This window comes from Erythrobacter sp. Dej080120_24 (assembly GCF_036322605.1).
In the GTDB taxonomy this organism is placed as follows: Bacteria; Pseudomonadota; Alphaproteobacteria; order Sphingomonadales; family Sphingomonadaceae; genus Erythrobacter; species Erythrobacter aurantius.
This window is the reverse complement of the sequence record NZ_AP027262.1, coordinates 278,866-298,439: the sequence shown is the minus strand read 5'-3', so window position 1 is coordinate 298,439 and position 19,574 is coordinate 278,866. Positions and strand designations below refer to the sequence as shown.

Below are 19,574 nucleotides of genomic sequence, written 5' to 3'. Positions count from 1 at the left end.
AAAGCCCCTCAGCTATCCTTCAGATAGTACCGTTCGCCCGGCACCATGTTGTCATCGAAGTCATAGATGATCGGCTGGCCCGTGGGAATCTCCAGCCCGGTGATGTCCTCATCCGAGATATTCGAAAGGTGCTTCACCAGCGCGCGCAAGCTGTTGCCGTGGGCTGAAATGATCACGGTTTCGCCGCTTGCCAGCACCGGCAGAATGTCGCTCTCCCAATAGGGCAGCACGCGCTCGATCGTCAGTTTCAGGCTTTCGGTGCGCGGCACCTCGATCCCCGCGTAGCGCGGATCGCCCGACAGGTCGTATTCGCTGCCTTGTTCCATCGGCGGCGGCGGCACGTCGAAGCTGCGGCGCCATATGTGCACCTGTTCATCGCCGTGCTTGTCGCGGGTCTCCTGCTTGTTCAGCCCGGTCAGCCCGCCATAGTGCCTTTCATTGAGGCGCCAGTCCTTCGTCACCGGCAGCCACAGCCGCCCCATTTCCTCCAGCGCCAGATTGAGCGTCTTGATCGCGCGGGTCTGAACCGAGGTGAAGCAGACCGTGGGCAGCACACCCTTGTCCTTCATCAGCGCGCCGGCGGCCTTCGCCTCGGCCACACCCTTTTCGGTGAGGTCGACATCCCACCATCCGGTAAAGCGGTTTTCAAGGTTCCACTGGCTCTGGCCGTGGCGGACCAATATCAACTTTGGCACTTGGAAGGTCGCTCCTGCTTGGTCGGGCCTATATCATCGGGCTTGTGTGATCAGGAACGTTACGCGTTAGCTTTCGCAATCGTCCTTGGAAACCCCGTTATCGGGCGATTCGGCCTTCAACTGGCGCGATTGCGTTTTTCGACGACGCAGGTTTTCGCGCAGCTTTGCCGCCATGCGTTCCTCACGCGACATTTTATTGCTTTGGCCTTCACTCATGCGAAACCCATTGCCGTTAGAGGCGGCAACCTTCAAGCCCCGCTTGACATTCGCATCGCGCGCGACAATAGCGCGCGCCTGCACTGGCAGGCTGCTGTAGCTCAGTGGTAGAGCGCACCCTTGGTAAGGGTGAGGTCGAGAGTTCAATTCTCTCCAGCAGCACCACCTCCTGCCCATGCCCGTCAGACCGGGTTTTTGCGGCACCAACACCCCATACCCACACTTTTGACGATACGCCTGCGCGGCAGGCTTCGCTATCCCTTTGCCCATCACGGTATATGCGAGGGAGAGCGCACGATGGATCTGGGACTCAAAGGCAAGAAAGTCATCATGAACGGCGGCGCGCACGGGCTGGGGCTTGCCTCGCTCAAGCTGTTCGCGGCCGAGGGCGCCGATGTCGCCTTTTTCAGCCGCAAGGAAGACAAGATCGAAGCGGCCAAGGCGGCGATCGAAGCAGCAGGGCCGGGCAAGGTGTTTGCCGAAGTGTTCGACATGGCCAGCGGGCCTGACGCCTACAAGGCATGGCTGGAAAAGGCCGCCGGCGAACTGGGCGGCTGCGATATCTTCATCCACACGGCATCCTCCTCCGGCACGGGTGGCACCGGTGACTGGCAGAGCACGCTCGACATGGACATCATGGGTGCGGTCAACGGGGTTGAGGTTTTGACCCCGCATCTCGCCAATTCGGACAGTGGCTCCATCGTGTTCATGAGCTCGACTGCGGCGCTTGAGACCTTCATCGCCCCGCAGGCGTTCAACGCGCTCAAGGCCGCGCTGATCACCTACGGCTCGCAATTGTCGCAGGCGCTTGCGCCGCAGGGCATCCGCGTCAACACCGTGTCGCCCGGCGCGATCTACTATCCCGGCGGCAACTGGGAAGTGATCGAAGGCGTCATGCCGGAGCTGTTCCAGGCGACGCTCGCCAAGATGCCGATGGGACGTTTCGGCAATGATCAGGAAGTCGCCAACGCGATCGTCTTCGTTGCCAGCCCGGCTGTCCCCTACATGACCGGCGCCAATGTCGTCGTCGACGGCGGCTTCACGCAGCGCGTCCAGTTCTAAGCACCCCGATCCCAACAGGAAGGCTCTTACTCCATGGCTGAGATAGACCGCGACAAGCTGCTCGACATCTATACCCGCACGATGAAGGTAAACCGCACGGACGAGAAGTTCCGCGAACTGCTGATGCAGGGCAAGGTCGCCGTGATGTATTACTGCGTGCGCGGGCAGGAGCTGGTTTCCGCCGCGGCGATGGCTGCATTGGAAAAGGACGATTACGTCGTCTGCACCTATCGCGGCCAGGGCGAACAGACCGCCAAGGGCATTCCGATGGAAAAGTGGTGGGGCGAATGCCTCGGCAAGGCGACCGGCACCTGCAAAGGCAAGGGCGGCACCATGCACATCACCGATCCTGAAACCGGAATCATGGTGACAACGGGCGTCGTCGGATCGGGCCTGCCGATTGCCAATGGGCTTGCCATGGCGAGCCAGAACAATGGCGACGGGCGTGTGACGCTGGTCAGCTTTGGCGATGGCGCGGCCAATATCGGCGGCTTCCACGAAGCGATGAACATGGCCCAGCTTTACAAGCTGCCGGTCGTCTTCCTGTGCCAGAACAACCGCTATGGCGAACACACCGCCTATGCCGATCACACCGACAGCCCCAATATCGCCAGCCGCGCTGCGGGCTATGGCATGCCGGGTGCGACGGTGGACGGCAATGACGTGAATCAGGTCTACCCCGCCGTCAAAGAAGCCGTGGATCGGGCGCGCCGCGGCGAAGGGCCGACGCTGGTCGAGGCCATGTGTTATCGAATGATGGGCCACTTCTTCGGCTCGGACTTCAGCTACATGCCGCCCGAGCATATTGCCGAGATGAAGGCCGAAGATCCGCTGCCCAAGCTCAGGCAGGTCATGCTCGAACACCAGTTCACCGAAGAGGAGCTGGACGCGATCGTCGCCGACATCGACGCGCAGATCAACGCGGCGGTGCAACACGCGCTCGACGCGCCGCTGCCTGACACTGACGAAATCTACAAAGACGTTCTCGAGGAGGTTAACTGACATGGGTCAGATCACCATGACGCAGGCGCTGAACCTCGCGATTGACGAGGCGATGGCCGAAGACGACGGCGTGTTCTGCCTGGGCGAGGACGTTTCGGCCAAGCAGGGCGGCGGGGTGTTCAAGGTCACCGCCGGGCTTACCGAAAAGTATGGCGAACACCGCATCCGCGCCACGCCGATTTCCGAAACCGCGATCATCGGCGCGGCCGTGGGTGCGGCGCTGGCCGGACAGCGCCCGATTGCCGAGATCATGCTGATGAACTTCGTCGGCGTGTGCATGGACCAGATCGTCAACCACGCGGCCAAGCTGCGCTTCATGTCGGGCGGGCAGACGCCGTGCCCGATCGTGATCCGCACCACCACTGGGGTGGGCGTGGGCTTTGGCGGGCAGCATTCCGACATGCTCGAAGCATGGTTCGCGCATGTCGCCGGTATGCATGTCGTCACCCCGTCGAACGCCGCGGATGCGCGCGGATTGATGCGGTCTGCGATCGACGCCAACGATCCGGTCGTCTTTATCGAGAACATCCTTTGCTACGGCCTGACCAGCGAAGACCCGGGGCCGGGTTACCGCGTGCCGCTGGGCAAGGCCGCGATTGCGCGTGAAGGCAGTGACATCAGCCTCATCACCTATGGCCGCACCGTGCTCGATGCACTCGAAGTGGCGGGCGAGCTGGAGAAAGAGGGCATCAGCGTCGAGGTTGTCGATCTGCGCACCATCGCCCCTTATGACGAAGCTACCGTGCTCGCTTCGGTCAACAAGACGGGCCGCGCGCTGACCCTGCACGAGGCGGTGCGTCCATTCGGGACGGGGGCGGAAATCGCCGCCAACATCCAGGAGAAGTGCTGGGACAATCTCAAAGGTCCGGTGCGCCGCATCGGCGGAACCTTCTCCGCCGTGCCCTTCGCGTCGCATCTGGAGCAGGCGTGGATCCCGACCAAGGCGCAAATCGTCGAACAGATCAAGGCAAGCGTAGGGAAGCTCTGAATGGCCGAGGAAATCCGCATCCCCAAGCTGGGCATGAGCGCGACCGAGGTGACGCTCGCTGAATGGATGTTCGGCGATGGCGAACAGGTCAGCAAGGGCGACATCATCTACACCGCCGAAACCGACAAGACGACCGTCGAAATCGAAGCCCAGGCCTCCGGCGTCATCCGCCCGACCGGAGAGGAAGGCGTCAAATACAAGGTCGGCGACATCATCGGGACGATCGAGTGAGGGCTGGCGACGGTGAGTAATCCGCGTGAACTTCTGTCCGCAGTCTATGCCGCAGCGGGTGCGCGCGACTGGGACAAGGTCGAAAGCCTGCTTCACCCCGATTTCGTGCTGTACGAGGCGGAGTGCCTGCCGTTCGGCGGGGAATGGCGCGGCAAGGACGCGCTGCAACGCTGCGCCGCCGCGATGTATGGTACCTGGGCCGAGGCCAAGGTCGACATTCACGACATCACCGGCGGCGATACCCACGCCGTTACGGTGCTGACGCTGACGATGCACCCCAAGGACGGCAGCGCCCCCTTCAGCCAGACCGTCAACGAGATGGGCGTATTCGAGGACGGGCTGCTCAAGGAACTGCGCATCCATTACTTCGACGCCGCCGAGGTTGCTGCGCGGGCTTGATTCGGGTGTGGGTGTGACAGCGAACCGGGTATTTTAAAAATATTCGGTCCTGCCCCAAACCACTGAACACAATAGGAAAAGCCGGATTTTCCGTCAGCGGGGGTGTGACTTTTCAGATTGATCGCTTTCCATCCTGATTGCACACGGCCGGCGGACAGAGCGCCGCGCATTGCAACAGTATCGCCCGGACGTCCCCATGTAGGAAAGCGCCCATTTCAGCGCAGTTTGGCAGAAAGAGTGGGGTTACTGTCCTAACGGTTGCCGCGCGATCGGGCTAATATCTGTCCATGGCACACAAACACACCATTCAGACAAAGGCCCCGCAGCCACGCCGCGTCGTCATGGTCGTCTATCCGCAGGCGCACATTCTCGACGTGGTCGGCCCGCTTGAGGTGCTGACCGGCGCGAAGCTGTTCCTGCCCGAAGGCGTCACCCCCTATGAAGTGCACGTCGTCGCCGAAAGCGCGGGCCGGGTCAGCACGACCAGCGGGCTGACGATCGAGGCCGACCAGAGCTTTGCCGACGCGCTGGCCGATGGCGCCCCGATCGATACGCTGGTCGTCGCAGGCGGGCACGGCACGGTCGAGGCGCTTGAAAGCCCGGCCTTGCTCGATTTCGTGCAACAGGCGGCAAGGCGGGCCGGACGCGTCGTGTCGATCTGTACCGGGGCGATGATCCTCGCAGAGATCGGACTGCTCGACGGGCGCCGCGCCACCACCCATTGGTGGTGGTGCCCGGTTCTCGCCAAGCGCTATCCGCAAGTCACTGTCCAGTCGGACGCGATCTTCATCCGCGACGGCAATATCTGGACCTCCGCCGGAGTGACATCGGGGATGGACCTGGCGCTGGCGCTGCTGGAACAGGACTGGGGCCACGACATCGCGCTTCAGGTCGCGCGCTACAATGTGATGTACATGATGCGTCCCGGCGGACAGTCGCAATTCAGCGCGCATCTGGTCGCGCAGCGGGCCGAGGACCCGGCCATCAACGAAACGCTCGACTACATCCTCGGCAATCTGGCCGAACCGCTCAACATCACCGCTCTGGCGGCGCGGGCGGCCATGTCGGAGCGGAGTTTCGCGCGAAAGTTCAAGGACGAAACCGGGGTCACGCCGGCGCATTACGTCGAAGCGGCAAGGGTTCAGGCGGCGCGGGTCGCGTTGGAGCAGTCCTCTGCCCGGATCGATCAGATCGCGCTTCAGACCGGCTTCCAGAGCGCCGAGCGGATGCGCCGCGCGTTTCAGCGCCACGTCGGCGTTTCGGCGACGGACTATCGCGAACGCTTCTGCCTCGGCGCCTTGAACCAAGCACCGGAGCCGCTTCCGTAAAACATCCGGGCAACCCGCCCCGATCAGACGGGATCACCACCCGCAAGGGCGTGTGCCCCTTCCACAAACCAACCTCCAAATTCCAGCGTCAGGGTCGCCTGCCGCAGCGGGAACGCTTGCCCGCAATCCATGCAAGCGACGCAAATGAAAGGACTGAAAGACCATGATGTATTCCCAAGACACCATCCGTACCGTGAAGCCGCTGGGCGTGGGTTTGGCCGCGCTGGCTGCCTCGCTGGCAATGCTGGCAACGGCGTCGCCAACCCATGCACAATCCAGTGACGAGCATTTCCAGGGCGTCACCATCGGTGCGCAGGCCGGGTGGGAAGACCGCACAATCGACGCGACGGTGCTGCCCGATACGCTCAACACCGCGCTGGACGATAGCCGGGACGGCTTCGCCTATGCCGGTTATGTCGGATACGATCACCAGCTTGACCGCTTCGTGATCGGTGTCGAAGCCGGTTTCGCGCCGGGCGGCAAGACCTTGCGCGCCGATATTCCGGGCGGTTCGATCGAGCTCGATTCGAAATGGAGCGCCGACCTCAGCGTGCGTGGCGGCGTGACCGTGACTGAGCGGCTGCTCGCCTATGGCCGGGTCGGCTATGCGCTCAACCGCTATCGCATCCGTGGCTTTGCCACCGGTACCACCGCTCCTGTCGCCAGCGATGGCGAGACTGCCGACGGCGTGATCTTTGGCGGCGGGCTGGAGTACGCGCTCAGCGATAACGCGTCGGTGCGCGCCGAATACCGGCGCAAGGAGCTCGACGGTTCGCTGTCGTCCAACCAGGTCCTCGGAGGCGTCACCTTGCGCTTCTGACGATGGTCGGGCCGCTGCCGGAATCCCCAAACCTGCACCCCCCGGCGGTGGCCCGGCCCCATTTTCCCCGAACCATGAACCAAGGGAGTAACCCGATGTTTCGCACCTTTACTCTTGTTGTCGGGCTGGCGCTGATTGGAGGCGGTTGCACCACCGTCGAACAGCGCGCCACCCGCTATTCCTTTCTCACCTGTGCCCAGCTTGCCACCGCGCTCGATTATGAGAAGCGCGGGGAGCGGCGCGCCCGGCGTACCGGGGTTGTCACGGGCATCGCCAGCATTATCGCGGGCGGTGATGACGGTGACCTGCTTGAGCTTGATTCCGACATGAATTTTCTCGAAGCCGATGACCGCCGCTTATCGGTTCGCGCGATCCGGGCCGAACAGCAGCGGCGCTGCGTTGCGGCTGATGGTGCGCCTGAAACCTCTGCCTCGTGATCGACGGCTTCCGCGCTAAAGCGTCTGTCCGTCATCCAGCACGAAATCGCTGCCCGTCACGAACTCCGCCGCGTCCGAACACAGGAACAGCAGCGGCCCGTCCAGCCCTTCTTCGCCCATCAGCCGGCGTTTGGGGAAACGGGCGATCTGCTTCTTTCCCATGTCGGTATCGAACCAATCGTCGTTGATTGCGGTGCGGATGTAGCCGGGGGAGATCGTGTTGACGCAAATGCCATAGCGCGCCCATTCGCGCGCCATGCTGCGCGCGGCCTGAATGACACCCGCCTTTGATGCCGAATAGGCGACGAGGCCGGGCGAAGGCTCGAAAGCGGTGATCGAGGCGATCATCACGATCCGCCCGCGCTGCACCTTGTTCGCGATCATCCGTTTTGCGCCTTCGCGCGCGGTCAGGATCGCGCCTTTGAGGTTGATCGCAAGCGTGCGCTCGATCTCTTCCTCGGGCATGTCGATCGCCATGCCTGCGCCGTCTACGCCGGCGTTGGCAATCACCGTGTTTACCGGGCCGAAAGCTGCCTCTGCCGCATCGAAACCGGCGATGATGTCGGCCTCTTGCGCGACATCCATGGCAATCGCGGCGGCGCTATCCCCGATTTCCGCGGCAAGCGCTTCAAGCCTGTCCTTGCGCCTTGCGCCGAGCGCGACGCGCGCCCCGTTTGCGGCAAGGATGCGGCCAAAGCGCGCGCCAAGCCCCGAGGACGCACCGGTGACGAGCGCGGTGCGCCCCGAAAGATCGACAGAAATGCTCATGGCTCGGCTTTCTGCCCGTTCAGCCCTTGGCGGGCAATTCGCCCTCGACATATTTCCGCAAGGTCGTCTGGAAATGCCGGACGCGGCTGTCCTGATAGTGGCCAAGCTCCATCAGGCCTTCTTTCATCGTCTTCATCCCGGTCTGGACATGCGGCAGATTGGCCATGTCCTGATCGAACACATTGGCCAGCTGCGGCCCCATGATGTCGGCGGCCCATGCAAAGGGCTCGTCATCGGGGATGTAGGTCATTTCCACCGCGCGCGGGCGTTTCTCGCCCTTGGGCGTGGGGAACAGCAGACGGATTTCCATGATGCACCAGTCGGGTGTGTCACCCGGCAACCAGCGATAGGTCAGCGTCGGCAGATACCCGATCCACGGCGCGAAATTGGGAAAGATGTTGTAGGTGAAATTGTCGAGCAGTTCGCTGTCCGATGCCTCGGAATAGTCATAGCCGTATTGTTCGGTGAAGCCCTGACGGCTGGCTTCGGCCAGCACCTTGCGCGCCCCCAGCGGATCGGCCGCGTCATAGCCTTCGCCGCCTTCTCCGGCTGCAAACCTCCGGTTGGTGCTGGCATCCGCGCCGCCCGAAAATTCGTTCATTTTCGACAGGACGTAATCCGAATCCTTGCCCTTGAGATGCGGGCTGAGAACGCCCGAAGGGGTGATTGCGCGGTTGAAGTGATCGCCAATGTGATCGTAGCGGGTGTTGGCATCGCCCAGGAACGGCAGCAATTGCGGGTGGGTGACGATCGAGTGCCACGCCTCCATGAAGGCTTCCGCCGTCGCTTTCCAGTTGGCCGGGATCTTCTTCTGCACCCACATGCCGGTGTAGCGGTTTTCGAAGTCATAGCGTTCGTAATGCGAAGCCGCCGGGCCGAGCCAGGTCTTGAAATCGGGCAGGTCGTGGTTCTCGGTGATCATCACGAAACCCTGCCACAGCTCGACGCGGGCTTCGGGCAGCGACAGGTCCTTGCCTTCGAGATGCTTGAAGTCCCACTCCGACGGGATTTCCTTCAAGCTGCCGTCATTGCGCCAGGTGAAGCCGTGGAACGGGCAGCGCAGCTGGATCGACGGGCCGCAGGTGGTGCGCAGTTTGCGCCCGCGATGGAGACAGGCGTTGTAGAAAGCGCGGACCGATCCGTCCTTCTGGCGGATCAGCAGGAAGCTCTTGCCCGCGATTTCGAACACCACCGTGTCGCCGGGATCGGGCATTTCATCCTCGCGCGCGGCGAACAGCCAGACATTGGGCCACATCTTCTCGCGTTCGAGCCGGGCGAAATCTTCGGAAATATAGGGTTCGACCGGGATCGGATCGTCACCCATTTCGATGGTCGTTTCTTCGAACAGGTAATCGGGCGGGGTGCGCGTGTCACCGTTCAGCATGTCGGTGTAGCTGATGCCGGGGCAGCGATCCTCGCGGTTGACGTCCTTGATATCGTTCATGGGTCCCTCTCTCGATCCCTACTCGCACTTTGTGCAGTGTTCCGTCGGGAGAATATCACACAGGTTATCAGCCGGGTCACCCTATCGGATTGGAGAGGATCGATGGCGCTGTCGGGGAAAATTGCGGCTTTGGGCGAGATCATGCAGCTGGCTTTCGTGCCCGAGGACTTCGACGCCGCCGTCGCGCACTGGACCGGAACGATGGGCGTGGGGCCGTTCCACCTGATCGAGGGCATCCATCTCGACGGGATGAAATACCGCGGCCAGCCGACCGATGCGGTGTTCGACCTCGCACTGGCCTATTGGGGGGATATCCAGATCGAACTGATCCGCCCGCGCGACGATCACCCGTCGATCTATCGCGGCGAATACGGATCGACCGGCAACGGGCTGCACCATGTCTGCATTCTGGTGGACGACATCGCCGAGGCGCGCAGGGTGTGTGCCGATGCCGGCGCCGAGGTGATGATCGAAGGCCGCTTTGGTGCCAGCGAAGTGATCTATGTCGATCCCGGCAGCGGTCCGGGCGGGCTGGTCGAAATCCTCCAGCAGGCCAAGGACGGACCGGACCTGTTCGCCATCATCAAGGCCGCGTGTGAAAGCTGGGACGGCAGCGAACCGTTGCGTAAGCTTTGATTTATCGAAGGCGCGGATGCGCCTTCGTCCTCGGTGCTGCTCCTCGCTACGCTCGGGCACCTGCGGGGCGGCCGCGTGGCCTTGCGGTTGCTACGCAACCGATCTGCAAATATTCGTCAAATGCGCTGCTTCTACGCTGAACGCGTCGCAAGGGCGACTGCCCGCCCGCAGCGGGTGCGGTGCGCAGCAACGCACGTCTAGCGAGGATGAAAGCGCAGATGCGCCTTCGAAAACCCTAGGACGACGCCCCCAGATAGCCCAGCTGGCCGGCCTTGAAGATCGTCTGCGCGCGGTTGACGCTGTCGAGTTTTTCGCCCGCGCGGTGGATGTGATAGCGGATCGTCGCGTGGCTGCGATCAAGGATCATGCTGATTTCCTTGTCGGTCTTGCCGATCGCCGCCCAGCGCAGGCATTCGACCTCGCGCTTTGACAGCACGCAATCCGAAGGGATGCGCCGCTTGGTGCGATTCGCCTGGACATAACCGGCGACAAAGCGGCGGATCAGATGCGCGAACAGCGTGCCGTAAAGCGCGTATTCTTCCGACAGGTCTTCCTTGTCGCGGTCCATGCTGATGAAGCTGCTGGCCGAAATCTGGCCAAACGGCAGGTGCGTCGGGATGACGATCGCCGCCTTGCACAGCGAACGCTTTTCAAAATCGGCGAGGTCGATTTCCTCGAGATAGGAATTGCGCCATTTCAGGTTGAAGCCGTGGCGGTTCACCCAGAACGGTTCGCTTTCATAGCGGCAGGCGCGCGGCAATGGCGAATGCAGCGCGAGGCGATGATCCTCCCACCAGCGAGCGCCATCGTCCAGCCAGCGGAAGATGTCGGCATTCAGGATCGTGCCGTCGGCGTCGATCATCGGTTCCTTGGAGGAGATGTCGTCGCACACCGCGACCTGCATCCCCCGCTCCTGCGCGATGCGGGCCAGATTGACGGCGGCATCGTGGATGTCTTCGGGGCAGGTGATCGTCACCAGTTCCAGCAATTGCTCGAGATTCTCGGTGCCGTTCGGCGTGCGAAGTTCAACGACATTGGTGGCCATGATAAGGCTCACTCCTCTCCTCTTGCTCCCGTCCGACCAGACTATCTTATTTCGCGCGAGTCGCCTCATACTTTACGTAGGGGCAATGCACTTTATCGCTGGTTAGGCACGGCTACTCTAACGGAGATTGCGACCATGTTAAGGCAGGATGGCTTCTGGGCGGGCGAGAATTTCGGAATCGCGCTGAAAGCCTTGGCTCACGGTATCGATTCGGCGCGTCCGGCGCTGATCCACGGGGAGCGTATTGTCACCTGGGACGAATTCGATTCGCGCACCGATGCGATTGCCGCCGGCCTCAAGGCGCACGGTTTGCAGCCGGGCGACATCGCCGGGCAGATGCTGCGCAACAATCCCGATTACATGCTCGCCTATTTCGGCTGCGTGAAAGCGGGCGTTGTCCCGGTGAATGTGAATTACCATTACAAGGAGCGCGAGCTTGCGGACATCTTCGCCCGCTTCGGACTGAAGGCGCTGTTCACCGAAAGCGATTTCGCCGAACTGGCTCGTGAAGCGATGGCGCCTGATGCGCTGACGGTGGATGTCAGCGGGGCGGAATGGGACGCGCTGCAAGCAACCCCGCTGCCCGATGGCTTCGCGATCCATGACGATCCGCAGGCGCTGTTCCTGACGGCGACGGGCGGCACCACCGGCATGCCCAAGGCGGTGATGTGGCCGATGGTGGAGGCATGGCAGGCTTTCAGCATTTCGGTATGGCAGCGCGGCTTTGGCGAGCCGCCCTTTGTCGCGACTTCGCTGGAAGCGCAGGTGGAGGAAGCGGCAAGGATCGGGCCGGATCACCCCGCCAGCACTTCGCCGCTGCTGCTGCTCAGCCCGCTGATGCACGGGGCGGGGCAGTTCACCGCTTTGATCCACCTGCTGAAAGGCGGCACGCTGGCGCTGTTACCCGCGCACAAGTTCGACGCCGACATCGCGATTGACGAAGTGAAGCGGCTGGGCGCGCGCGGCGTCTTCATCGTCGGCGATGCCTTCGCCCTGCCGCTGGCGGACCGGCTGGATGCGCGTGCCGACGCCGCAGAGGCGATTGCCAGCCTGCGCAGCGTGACATCGTCAGGCGCGGTGTTCTCCGAACATCTCAAGAAACGGCTGATCGCGCACAATCCCGCGCTGGTGGTGATCGATGCGCTGGGATCGTCGGAAAGCAGCGGCACAGGGATCGTCATCACCACCGCGCAAGGATCGACGGGCGGGGGCAAGTTCCAGCCCTTGCCGGGGCGCGAGACCAAGCTGTTCGACGAAAATCTGAAAGAGATTCCCAAGGGCAGCGAAGGCGTCGGCATCGTCGCGCGCACCGGGCCCTTGCCGCTGGGTTATCTGGGCGAGGACGAAAAGAACCGCCAGACCTTCCCCGAAATCGACGGCAAACGCTGGCTGATGACGGGGGACCGCGCGCGCTGGGCGGCGGACGGCAGCATGGAATTTATCGGCCGCGACAACATGTGCATCAACACCGGCGGCGAAAAAGTCTTCCCCGAAGAGGTCGAGGCGGTGCTGCTGGAACATCCGGGCGTCAAGGACGTGCGCGTCGTCAGCCTGCCCGATCCGCGCTTTGGCCGGAAAGTCGTCGCCGTGGTGCAGCCGGAGGGCGAAGTGTCCGAGGAAGCGCTCGACGCCTGTGCCCGCGCCGGGTTGGCGGGCTACAAGATTCCACGCCTTTACGTTATGACGCATCAGTCGCTCAGGCTCAACAACGGCAAGCCTGACTACAAGACCGCGCAGGCACTCGCCGAAGCAGAGTAATCGACCGTCGGTTTACCGTTTCTAAGACTGTCTCGGCTAGAGGAGGAGCCGCAGCCTTAGTTTGGGATCGATTTGTGAGCGATATCGACAATTTGATCGGTCGGAGACAGGCGAGGCGCCGGTCCGTAGAGATCATGGGAACGCTGCTGACCCCGAGCCGGACGCAGCCTGTGCTGATCAAGGATGTGTCCGCGACCGGTGCAAAAATCCTCGTCAGGCGACCGGTCAGGGACAAGACAGGGCTGCTCGCCTGGGAAGACCGCAAGGTCTGGTGCGAAGTCGTCTGGGTCGACGGCCTGATGCTGGGCTTGCACTTCCTCGAGGCACAAGCCGTCGAAGAAGACGATTTCTGACTGGGCTATTCGCGCTGCCTTATCCGGTCGCGCGGTCCGCCTTGTCCTTCTCGTTGGTGCCCTTGATCATCGCGCGCATCTGCTCCCATTCGGCATCGCCCAGCGCGTGGAGCATGGGGTAGAATGTCCCGCCATTGGCCTGATAGCCTGCGCCGTCGATCGCGATGGTCTGCCCGTTCACATATTCCGCGCCCGGTCCCATCAGGAACACTGCGAGGTTCGCCAGTTCGTGCATTTCGCCTGCGCGGCCCATCGGGTTCAATTCGTTTTTCTTGTTGTCGCCGCCGCTGCCCGGGTTGAGGCGGGCGTTCATCCCCTTGGTCGGGAAGAGCCCCGGCGCGATGGCGTTGAAGCGCAGGCCATAGCGGCCCCATTCTGTCGCAAGGCTTTGCGTCATGGCGTTGATCGCGGTCTTGCTCATCGCGCTAGGCACCACGAAGGCGCTGCCTGACCATACCCAAGTGGTGAGGATTGAGAGGAAGCTGGCCTTCTTCCCTTCGGCGATCAGGCGTTTTCCGATGTCGAGCGTGACGTAGAACGTGCCGCGCATCACGATGTCGGCAATCGCATTGAAGCCGTTGACCGAAAGATCTTCCGTCCGGCTGATGAAATTGCCCGCCGCGTTGTTCACCACGCCCGTAAGCGCGCCGCCATCGGCCCAGATCGCATCGACCATGGCGTGAATGGCGTCCGCATCGCGAATGTCGCAGGCATGGGCGACAACCTTGCCCCCATGCGCGGCCATCAGTTCGGCGGCGGTTTCGTCCAGCTTGTTCTGGCGGCGGCCGCAGATGTAGACGGTTGCTCCCAGCTTCAGGAAACCTTCCGCCATTTCACGGCCCAGCCCGGTTCCCCCGCCGGTGACAAGGATCCGCTGGCCATCCATCAGGCCATCACGGAACATCAGCTTCGATACGTCCATTGGTACTTCCCTCTCAGAGACCGAGGACGGTCTTGGCTATGATGTTCTTCTGCACTTCGTCCGATCCGCCAAAGATCGTCGCGGCGCGATTGTTGAGATAGCGGCCCATGGCAGTCTGCGCCATTTCGCTGCCCACCGGCTCGGGCGCTTCATTGCCGTAAAGCGGGCGCTCCAGCGGCAATTGCAGCGCGTCGGGGCCAAGCAGTTCGAGCCGCAGCGTGTCGACCGCTTGCCCGATGTTCGCCCCCAGCATCTTGACCAGCGAGGTTTGCGGGCCGGGTGAGCGGCCCTTCGCCAGTTCGGCAAGGATGCGCAGTTCGGTGAATTCGAGCGCTTCGGCCTCAAGCCGGGTGCGCGCCAGCCGGTCGCGGAAGCGCGGATCATGCGCAATCGCCCCGTTGACGCCCGAAGGCTGCGTTTCCGCCAGCTCCGCCAGCTTGTCGATGCTCTGCAACAGGCGCGGGGCAAAGCACGATCCGCCGCGCTCGTTCTCGAGCAGGAACTTGGCGATGGTCCAGCCCTGGCCTTCCTCGCCGATACGGTTTTCAATCGGAGTGCGGGCGTCGGTGAAAAACACCGCGTTGACCTCGTGATCGCCCGACATCGAATGGATCGGCGTCACCTCGATCCCCGGCTGGTCCATCGGCAGCAGCAGGAAAGTGATGCCCGCCTGCTTCTTCACCGTGGGATCGGTGCGCACCAGCGCGAAGATCCAGTTGGCGTGATGCGCGTGGGTGGTCCAGATTTTCGAGCCGTTGACGACATATTCGTCTCCTTCCAACCGGGCCGAAGTCTTGAGGCTGGCAAGGTCCGATCCGCTGCCCGGTTCTGAATATCCCTGGCACCAGTAATCGTCGCCGGAAAGGATACGCGGCAGGAAGCGTGCCTTTTGTTCGGGCGTGCCGAATGCGCAGATCACCGGGCCGACCAGTCGCAGGCCGAGGATGGCGAGCGCGGGCGCTCCGGCCAGCGCGCATTCCTTTTCGAAGATGAATTTCTGCGTCGGGGTCCAGCCCGTGCCGCCGTCTTCCTTGGGCCAGTGCGGGGCGACCCAGCCTCTTTCATTCAGGATGCGGTGCCATTCCATGCCGATGTCGGGTTCGACAAACACGCCGGGCGTGCGGCGGGCGCCATCGCGCAGGTGCTGCGGCAGCTTTTCGGCGAGGAAATCGCGCACTTCTTCGCGAAACGCGATGTCTTCGGGGGAGAATGTCATATCCATTGGCTGTGTCCTTCAGTCTTCCCGCATCGCCCAGCCAATCGAGCGGCGCAGAAGATCGTAATAAACATCGTAATTCCAGGCGCACATTTCCTTGTGCGGGTAGAAATCCTGCATTCCGGGCAGGTCGTAATGGCCGCGGCAATGGCCCAGCGTGTTGTAGACGATCCGCCCCTTGCCGATGTCGCGGGTGTAGAGGATCGGCACCGCCGTTTTGTCCCATTGCCCGTCGACAAAGCCGGTCGCTTCGCCTTCGAAAGTGGTCTGCATCAGCGTGTCGATTTCGGCGGTGGTCTTGGACAGGTACAGCTCGTCCACCACTTCGAAATTGTCGATCCCGCGGGTCAGCTCGTGATCCTTGTTCACCACTTCGACTTCGAACGGGCCGATGGGCGGGTGGGCCTTGAATTGCGTGCCGAGCATGTCGAACACGTCGGGGCGGTTTTCCGGCGCATCGACCAGACCGTCCTCGGTGAAGACGAGGATCGAATTGGTGCCGTGCAGCGCCAGCCACTTGCCCCCCGCTTCCAGCCACGCGCGAAGCTGCTTCGCCTGTTCCTCGGTCGGCATCAGGTCGCAGGTGTAGGTGACGAGGAAACGGCACTGGTCCAGCCGCTCCAGCCCCGAATAATCGCAGGCGACCGTGGTGCGGATATGCGGGTGTTCGGCCAGCAGCTTGAGCACCTCCAGCCGCGGATAGTCGATATCGTGATACTTGCCCGCGGCGATGAAATGCGCGTCGATGCGTTTTGCCGGTTGTTCGCTCATGTCAGTTCCTTATCGACCCGCCGCCATCGACGGTAAAGTCGCAGCCGGTGGTAAAGCTGGCTTCGTCGCTGGCAAGGAACACCACCGCCTTGGCCACTTCCTCCGGCTCGCCGATGCGGTTCATCGGGTGCGTGGCGGCGAAGTTCGTCTCGATATTCTCCGGCGTGTCCGCGCCCGAATATTTGTAGCGTTCATACATCGGGGTGCGGATCGCGCCGGGGTGAACCATGTTGGCGCGGATCGGCACGCCGCGTTCGGCGCAATCGAGCGCGACGCTCTGCGTAAGACCGCGAAGGCCGGATTTCGAGGCGCTGTAGGCCGCAACAAAAGCGGCAGGGCGCATCGCGATCATCGACCCGATGTTGACGATGGCACAGGGTTCTCCGCTGGCCTCCATCGCCGGGATTGCGGCGCGCATGCCGTAAAACGGGCCGTTGAGATTGATATCGATCGTGCGCTCCCAAACGTCGAGCGCGCCCTCGGGCACATTGCCCGGCTCTGAAATGCCGGCAATGTTGCACAGCACGGTAAGCTTGCCGAACTGCTCCTGCGCGAATTTCACCGCTGCGTGCCATTGATCGAGATTGCGCACGTCCAGCTCGAACGCTTCGGCATTGTCGCCCAGCTCATCCGCCAGCTGGCGCGCTTTCTTGATCTGAATGTCGCACAGCAGAACCTGTCCGCCCTCGGCCACGATCATCCGGCCGACCGTGGCTCCGATCCCTTCCGCGCCGCCGGTGACGAGCGCCACCTTGCCTGTCATCTTGCCCATTTACCGCTCCAGAATCGCCACTGCCGAAAGCCCCGGCGCGCCGTAGACGTGGCTGTATCCCGTCTTTGGTGCGCCGCCGTGGGCCTTGATCACCTGCCGTTCGCCCGCGCGCCCGCGCAGTTGCTCGACATTCTCGTACACTTGCCGCAGGCCCGATGCGCCGATCGGTTCCCCGCAGGCGAGGCATCCGCCATCGGTGTTGATCGGCAGCTTTCCGTCGCGCCGCGACCAGCCATTGGCGAGCCATTCTTCCTGATCGCCATCCTTGCAGAAGCCGTTTTCGGCCATGTGCATGATTTCCGCGCCGCTTTCGGTGTCCTGAAGCTGCGCGACTTCGATGTCTTCGGGGCCGATCCCGGCGCCTTCGAACGCGGCCTTTGACGCGAGCACGGTCGGCTTGCCGCCTTCCTTCACGCTGACACCCGCCTGAAACACCTCGAAGCTGTCAGGCGGACGGGTCCGCACCGCAATCTTGGAAATCTTCACCGCGCCATTGTTATTGAGCGCGCCCAGCTCCTTCGCCTTTTTCTCGCTCGCGAGGATCAGGGCGACACCGCCCTCCGCCGGAGCGCAGAACATGAACTTGGTGAGCGGATCATTGATCATCGGCGCGTTCATGATCGTGTCGAGATCGATCTCGCTCCTGCGCCATGCATGCGGAGTGACGGCGCCGTTGATGAACGCCTTTTCCGCCACCCGGCCCAGCGTCGTGCGGCTGATCCCGTGCAACTGCATGTAACGCTGGATCTTGAGCGCGAAGAACTGCGTGGTCAGCATCATGCCGGTCTGCCCGTACCATTCGGGCAGGCCGTAATCGGCGGGCTTGGCGTTGAAAGCGCCGCGCGGGTGCTTGTCGAAACCCACCGCCAGAGCGAGGTCATACATCCCGCTCGCAATCGCCATCTGCGCCGATACCAGCGCGCTGCCGCCCGTCGCACAGCCATTGGCGACATTGGTGAAGGGCAGCGATGTCAGGCCCAGCTCGTTGACCATGATATCGGCATTGCCCGCCGCCGCGCTGCCGCCATAGGCGCATTCCATGTCGGCCCATTCGAGCCCCGCGTCCTTCAACGCCTCGCGCACGGCATAGACGCCCTGTTCGCGGCCCGATCGTTCGTCGGTGCGGCCAAAGGGATGGATGCCTGCGCCGATGATATAGACATTCTCGCTCACGCGGCTTTCTCCTGTGAAGAGGCGATGGGGCGGAAGGCGAAGGTGTCGTGCGTATCGTTGAACGGCACCACGCAGAACTCCATCGGCATGTCGAGATGGAGGTCTTCCAGCTTCGCATCGACAATGTAGCTTTCGACGATCACTTCGCCGGGCAATTCGACATAGCCGAGCAGGAAGGGCACGAAATCGGGCGGTCCCTGATCGGGGCCGGAGCCGGGGCCTTCGTAAGGCTCCTTGGGAAGGAACCCTTGCGAAGTCCAAGACCACAGTCTGCCGTGGCGTGAAAGCTTGTAGGGTTCGACATCCTTCGCCGCGTCACCCTGCGGCATGGGGAACACGATTTCGCCCGAAGGCAGCCTGCCGCCCATCAGGTGCGGTTGCGGATCGTCGCTCCACAGGTTCGGATCGATTTTCTGGCCCATTTCGGCTCCTGTCCCTAGTTCTTGTCAGGCTGCCTGCGCGTATTCGGACAGCGCGGCATCGGTGTCGCCAAACAGCCGGGCGAGCACCATCACCCGCTTCATCGCGTGGCCGATCGCCAGTTCATCGGTGATCCCCATGCCGCCGTGCATCTGCACCGCTTCGCGCGCGACCGCGTCGACGTTCTCGCCAATGAAAGCCTTGGCCCCGGCAGAGGCGCGCTGCCATGCCCCGGCATCGCCGCGATCAGTCAGCGCGGCGCGATACAGCATCGAACGGCACTGCTCGATCCGGACGTAGCATTCGACCAGCCGGTGCTGGAGCGCCTGGAACGTCCCGATTGCCGCCCCGAATTGCTCCCGCTCCTTCACATAGGCGAGCGTATCGTCGAGCAGCCGCTGGCCCAGACCGACCATCTCCGCCGCGGCATAGGTCCGGACATCGGCGATGACCGCTTCAATCGCGGGCAGATCGAGATCGAGCCGCGCCGCCTTGTCCAGTTGCACGCGCGTCAGTCGCAGTTCGCCCGCAATGCTGCCGTCCGCCAGACGATAGGCGCGCACTTCGACACCTTCGGCATCGCGCGGCACCACGAAACAGGCGGTTTGCGATCCGGCCTTTGCGGTGACGAGGAACAGGTCGGACAGCAGCGCGCCCATCACGAACGTCTTTTCACCCGACAGCGTAAAACGGTCCCCGGTGTATTCGGCGACGGTGGCGGCCGGTTCGAGATTGTAACGTTGCGCCCGTTCGGCCCATGCGAGGGTCGCGATTGTCTCTCCGCTCAACACCGGCTCCAGCAACGCCTCACCCCCGCCTGCCGCCAGCAGCAAAGCGGGCAGCACGCCGTGCTCCAGCCAGGGATCGGGCGAATTGGCCTTGCCGATGGCTTCTGCCACCAGCGCAAGATCGATGGCCGAACCGCCCATGCCGCCCGCATCCTCGGGCGCGGCAAGCGCGATCAGGCCCATCTCGGCAAGCTGGCTCCAGCGCCCACGATCATAGCCAGTGGGCGACAGCCGCAAGCGGCGGCGCGCCTCGACATCGATCGGCGCGGCGAACCTCTCGACCGAGCTGCGGAACATTTCCTGTTCTTCGGACAGATCGAAATTCACGGG

At 62.8% G+C, this 19,574-nt stretch carries 23 protein-coding genes and 1 tRNA gene; 12 read left to right on the top strand and 12 right to left on the bottom strand.

Annotated elements, in window-relative coordinates; genetic code table 11:
- Positions 1–8: 8 nt before the first annotated feature.
- The gene (gpmA, locus tag AABA34_RS01490) at positions 9–695 is read right to left on the bottom strand and encodes a 2,3-diphosphoglycerate-dependent phosphoglycerate mutase (protein ID WP_034956639.1); all 687 of its coding nucleotides are present in this window, start codon (positions 693–695) and stop codon (positions 9–11) included.
- 66 nt (positions 696–761) lie between these two features.
- The gene (locus AABA34_RS01485) at positions 762–911 is read right to left on the bottom strand and encodes a hypothetical protein (RefSeq protein ID WP_338303575.1); all 150 of its coding nucleotides are present in this window, start codon (positions 909–911) and stop codon (positions 762–764) included.
- 90 nt (positions 912–1,001) lie between these two features.
- Between AABA34_RS01485 and AABA34_RS01480 the strand changes: the two genes are divergently transcribed.
- The 9 genes from AABA34_RS01480 to AABA34_RS01440 all read left to right on the top strand — a co-directional run bounded on the left by AABA34_RS01480 (position 1,002) and on the right by AABA34_RS01440 (position 7,178).
- Positions 1,002–1,076, top strand: a tRNA-Thr gene (locus AABA34_RS01480).
- A gap of 132 nt (positions 1,077–1,208) precedes the next feature.
- Positions 1,209–1,973 (top strand): SDR family NAD(P)-dependent oxidoreductase, encoded by a 765-nt coding sequence (locus AABA34_RS01475; RefSeq protein WP_338303574.1) that lies wholly within the window; start codon positions 1,209–1,211, stop codon positions 1,971–1,973.
- Between the two features lie 33 nt (positions 1,974–2,006).
- Complete coding sequence (locus AABA34_RS01470; RefSeq protein WP_338303573.1) at positions 2,007–2,975, top strand: thiamine pyrophosphate-dependent dehydrogenase E1 component subunit alpha; 969 nt, start codon at positions 2,007–2,009, stop codon at positions 2,973–2,975.
- A gap of 1 nt (position 2,976) precedes the next feature.
- Complete coding sequence (locus AABA34_RS01465; protein WP_034956647.1) at positions 2,977–3,963, top strand: alpha-ketoacid dehydrogenase subunit beta; 987 nt, start codon at positions 2,977–2,979, stop codon at positions 3,961–3,963.
- Positions 3,964–4,194, top strand: a complete 231-nt coding sequence (locus tag AABA34_RS01460; RefSeq protein ID WP_034956649.1) for a biotin/lipoyl-containing protein — start codon at positions 3,964–3,966, stop codon at positions 4,192–4,194.
- A gap of 12 nt (positions 4,195–4,206) precedes the next feature.
- Positions 4,207–4,593 (top strand): nuclear transport factor 2 family protein, encoded by a 387-nt coding sequence (locus AABA34_RS01455; RefSeq protein WP_338303572.1) that lies wholly within the window; start codon positions 4,207–4,209, stop codon positions 4,591–4,593.
- A 287-nt stretch (positions 4,594–4,880) separates the two neighbouring features.
- Entirely contained in the window at positions 4,881–5,921 is a 1,041-nt protein-coding gene (locus tag AABA34_RS01450) for a GlxA family transcriptional regulator (protein ID WP_338303571.1), read from the top strand.
- Between the two features lie 163 nt (positions 5,922–6,084).
- The gene (locus tag AABA34_RS01445; RefSeq protein WP_338303570.1) at positions 6,085–6,741 is read left to right on the top strand and encodes an outer membrane protein; all 657 of its coding nucleotides are present in this window, start codon (positions 6,085–6,087) and stop codon (positions 6,739–6,741) included.
- 95 nt (positions 6,742–6,836) lie between these two features.
- On the top strand, positions 6,837–7,178 hold the full coding sequence (locus AABA34_RS01440; protein WP_338303569.1) for a hypothetical protein: 342 nt from the start codon (positions 6,837–6,839) through the stop codon (positions 7,176–7,178).
- Between the two features lie 15 nt (positions 7,179–7,193).
- On the opposite strand, the gene AABA34_RS01435 is transcribed toward AABA34_RS01440, so the two are convergent.
- Entirely contained in the window at positions 7,194–7,946 is a 753-nt protein-coding gene (locus tag AABA34_RS01435; RefSeq protein WP_338303568.1) for an SDR family NAD(P)-dependent oxidoreductase, read from the bottom strand.
- A 19-nt stretch (positions 7,947–7,965) separates the two neighbouring features.
- Positions 7,966–9,390, bottom strand: coding sequence for an aromatic ring-hydroxylating oxygenase subunit alpha (locus tag AABA34_RS01430; protein WP_034956657.1), 1,425 nt, complete (start codon positions 9,388–9,390; stop codon positions 7,966–7,968).
- Positions 9,391–9,492: 102 nt separating this feature from the next.
- Between AABA34_RS01430 and AABA34_RS01425 the strand changes: the two genes are divergently transcribed.
- Complete coding sequence (locus AABA34_RS01425) at positions 9,493–10,026, top strand: VOC family protein (RefSeq protein WP_034956659.1); 534 nt, start codon at positions 9,493–9,495, stop codon at positions 10,024–10,026.
- 235 nt (positions 10,027–10,261) lie between these two features.
- Here AABA34_RS01425 and AABA34_RS01420 read toward each other — a convergent pair whose 3' ends face one another.
- Entirely contained in the window at positions 10,262–11,083 is an 822-nt protein-coding gene (locus AABA34_RS01420) for a helix-turn-helix transcriptional regulator (RefSeq protein WP_338303567.1), read from the bottom strand.
- Between the two features lie 123 nt (positions 11,084–11,206).
- Between AABA34_RS01420 and AABA34_RS01415 the strand changes: the two genes are divergently transcribed.
- Positions 11,207–12,829 (top strand): AMP-binding protein, encoded by a 1,623-nt coding sequence (locus tag AABA34_RS01415; RefSeq protein ID WP_338303566.1) that lies wholly within the window; start codon positions 11,207–11,209, stop codon positions 12,827–12,829.
- 74 nt (positions 12,830–12,903) lie between these two features.
- Positions 12,904–13,182, top strand: a complete 279-nt coding sequence (locus tag AABA34_RS01410; protein ID WP_338303565.1) for a PilZ domain-containing protein — start codon at positions 12,904–12,906, stop codon at positions 13,180–13,182.
- 19 nt (positions 13,183–13,201) lie between these two features.
- Here the strand turns inward: AABA34_RS01410 and AABA34_RS01405 are convergent, their stop codons facing one another.
- From AABA34_RS01405 to AABA34_RS01375, 7 genes are read right to left on the bottom strand one after another with little or no spacing between them, the layout of a single operon-like run.
- The gene (locus tag AABA34_RS01405) at positions 13,202–14,104 is read right to left on the bottom strand and encodes an SDR family oxidoreductase (RefSeq protein ID WP_338303563.1); all 903 of its coding nucleotides are present in this window, start codon (positions 14,102–14,104) and stop codon (positions 13,202–13,204) included.
- A 13-nt stretch (positions 14,105–14,117) separates the two neighbouring features.
- Positions 14,118–15,326: an acyl-CoA dehydrogenase family protein gene (locus tag AABA34_RS01400; protein ID WP_034956666.1), complete on the bottom strand. Its 1,209-nt coding sequence runs from the start codon at positions 15,324–15,326 to the stop codon at positions 14,118–14,120.
- 12 nt (positions 15,327–15,338) lie between these two features.
- Positions 15,339–16,091, bottom strand: coding sequence for a ThuA domain-containing protein (locus AABA34_RS01395; RefSeq protein WP_338303561.1), 753 nt, complete (start codon positions 16,089–16,091; stop codon positions 15,339–15,341).
- 1 nt (position 16,092) lies between these two features.
- Positions 16,093–16,863, bottom strand: a complete 771-nt coding sequence (locus tag AABA34_RS01390; protein ID WP_338303560.1) for an SDR family NAD(P)-dependent oxidoreductase — start codon at positions 16,861–16,863, stop codon at positions 16,093–16,095.
- A complete protein-coding gene (locus AABA34_RS01385) occupies positions 16,864–18,036 on the bottom strand; it encodes a thiolase family protein (RefSeq protein ID WP_252259327.1) in 1,173 nt (390 codons plus the stop codon).
- A complete protein-coding gene (locus tag AABA34_RS01380; RefSeq protein WP_034956674.1) occupies positions 18,033–18,458 on the bottom strand; it encodes a Zn-ribbon domain-containing OB-fold protein in 426 nt (141 codons plus the stop codon). The genes AABA34_RS01385 and AABA34_RS01380 overlap by 4 nt, the downstream gene beginning before the upstream one ends.
- Positions 18,459–18,482: 24 nt before the next feature.
- Positions 18,483–19,571 (bottom strand): acyl-CoA dehydrogenase family protein, encoded by a 1,089-nt coding sequence (locus AABA34_RS01375; RefSeq protein WP_034956676.1) that lies wholly within the window; start codon positions 19,569–19,571, stop codon positions 18,483–18,485.
- Between the last annotated feature and the right edge of the window lie 3 nt (positions 19,572–19,574).